Annotated in this window: 3 protein-coding genes; all 3 read right to left on the reverse strand. The window is 69.9% G+C overall.

All coding sequences use genetic code 11. The features are described 5' to 3' along the window. Positions 1-70: 70 nt before the first annotated feature. Positions 71-1,129, reverse strand: a complete 1,059-nt coding sequence (gene cobT, locus WA317_RS02715; RefSeq protein WP_425171575.1) for a nicotinate-nucleotide--dimethylbenzimidazole phosphoribosyltransferase — start codon at positions 1,127-1,129, stop codon at positions 71-73. Beyond that, positions 1,129-1,665, reverse strand: coding sequence for a bifunctional adenosylcobinamide kinase/adenosylcobinamide-phosphate guanylyltransferase (locus WA317_RS02720; protein ID WP_425171576.1), 537 nt, complete (start codon positions 1,663-1,665; stop codon positions 1,129-1,131). The genes cobT and WA317_RS02720 overlap by 1 nt, the downstream gene beginning before the upstream one ends. 28 nt (positions 1,666-1,693) lie before the next feature. Beyond that, positions 1,694-2,112 (reverse strand): DUF3043 domain-containing protein (locus WA317_RS02725; protein WP_425171577.1); only part of this gene is annotated, 419 nt, incomplete at its 5' end.

Here is a 2,112-nt window from a genome sequence, read left to right on the forward strand (position 1 = left end):
CTCAGCGGCCGACTCGCGCCGACACCGGGCAGCACCGTGCCGAACGCGAATGCCGATGCCAGCGAGCGGATCATGCGGATTCGTCAGCACCGGGCCGGGTCGCCACACCGGCTGCGGAGAACGTGGCCATCTCCGACAGTGCGGCGACGGCCGCGCGCAACACCGGTAGGGCCACTGCGGCCCCGGTGCCTTCACCGAGCCGCATGCGCAGGTCCAGAATCGGCTCGAGTTCCAGGCGCGCCAACGCCAACCCGTGCGCCGGTTCGGGGGAGCGGTGACCGGCCTGCCACCACTGGCGTGCGCCGGGCGCCAACTGCTCAGCGACCAACGCGGCAGCCGTCACCGCCAGGCCGTCGAGCAACAGCGGGGTACGGCGCACAGCGGCCTGCGCGCAGAACCCTGCCATCGCCGCCAAATCCGCTCCACCGCAAGCGCGCAGCAACGCCACCGGATCGGATCGCGAGCCGCTGACCCGGTACAGTGCGTCGCGCACCGCAGCCGTTTTCCGCGCCCACCCGGCGTCGTCGACCCCGGTTCCGTAGCCGACCGCCGCCACCGGCTCGTTGTCGGTCAACGCCGCCACCAACACTGTTGCCGGCGTGCTGTTTCCGATGCCCATGTCACCGGCGATGAGGATGTCGGCACCGGCGTCGACTTCCTCGTCGGCGATCTGCTGACCGGCTTTGATCGCGGCGTCGACTTCCGCATTCGACAGCGCGTCCTCGACCGTGATGTCGCCGCTGCCGCGCCGCACCTTGTGCGCGCCGACCTGAGTCGACGGCGGATCGGCGTCCACGGCCAGGTCGGCAACCCGTACCGTTGCGCCGGCGACGCCGGCGAGCGCGTTGATCGCAGCGCCGCCGGCGTCGATGTTGCCGACCATCTGGGCGGTGACCTCCGGCGGGTAGGCCGACACGGCGCATCTAGTCACACCGTGGTCACCGGCGAACACCACCACCCGTGCGCGGCTGAACGGCTTTGGTGGACAACATCCTTGACAAGCGGCGATCCACACCGACAGGTCCTCGAGCCGGCCCAGCGCGCCGGTCGGCTTGGTCAGGGTGTCCTGCCGGGCGCGCGCCGCAGCCGCGGCGTCGGCGTCAGGTGACGGCACCGGGGCGTAGGCCATTAGCGGTTGCCCGGCTTGATCGACACCGGCTGCCCGGCCACGATCAGCACCACCCGCTGGCACAGCCCGGCCAGTTTCTGGTTCAGCAAGCCCAGTTCGTCGGCGAATCGGCGGCCGGCCTCGGTGACCGGCACCAGCGTCAGCCCCACCTCCGGGCTGACCAGCACCAGCGGTGCGCGAAAGGCGGCGACTGCACTCACCAGCTCGTCGACGTCACCCGCCACCGATCCGTGTCGCCAGGCCTCGCGGCGGTCCAAAGTGGTGGTCAACCAGCCGCCGACATCGTCGACCAATGTCGGCATATCGGCGCACCGTCGCAATTGGGTTGCGACGTCGGCGGTCTCCATCGTCGACCAGTGCGCCGGCCGGCGCCGGCGGTGCTCCTCGACCCGGTGCGACCAGCTCGCGTCATCGCCCAGCGTGGATCCGGTGGCCAGGTAACGCACCGATTGGTGCGGGGCCAGCGCCTCGGCGATCGCCACCTCAGCCCACTGGGACTTGCCCGACTTGATTCCGCCGAGGGCCAGTGTCCGCACGGCCGGTCAGCTGACTTCCTGGCGGTTTCTACGTGACACGGCTGCCGCGGCTGACCTGCGGGCGAGGAGCGCGCATGCGGCGTAATTGCGAAGCCCGGCCAGCAGCGTAAAGGCCAAGTTTCCAACGGCTTTCGGTGTTGCCGGGGAACTTCTCGTCGACCAGGTTGCCGACTTTGCGGCCCAGCAGAACCGCGTCGATGGTCATGACGACCATCAGGATCAGCATCGCCGGGGACATGTAAAACTGCAGTTGCGGCACCGCGAACATGCTGAACAACAGCGCCAGCGTCGACGGCATGAACAGGCCGAGCGCGTTGCGGCGCGCATCGACCACATCGCGCGCGAATCGGCGTACCGGGCCTTGGTCGCGCGGCAGCAGGTAGTCCGCTTCGCCGGCCATCATCCGCTCGCGTCGTTCGGTCGACCGCGCCCGCCTGACCGCGCTCT

The sequence above is a fragment of the Mycobacterium sp. genome (genome assembly GCF_049802695.1).
Taxonomy (GTDB): domain Bacteria; phylum Actinomycetota; class Actinomycetes; order Mycobacteriales; family Mycobacteriaceae; genus Mycobacterium.

Bases quoted from the DNA above. Each gene is read 5' to 3' on its own strand.
- cobT (WP_425171575.1), bottom strand. From the start codon at position 1,129: ATGGCCTACGCCCCGGTGCCGTCACCTGACGCCGACGCCGCGGCTGCG.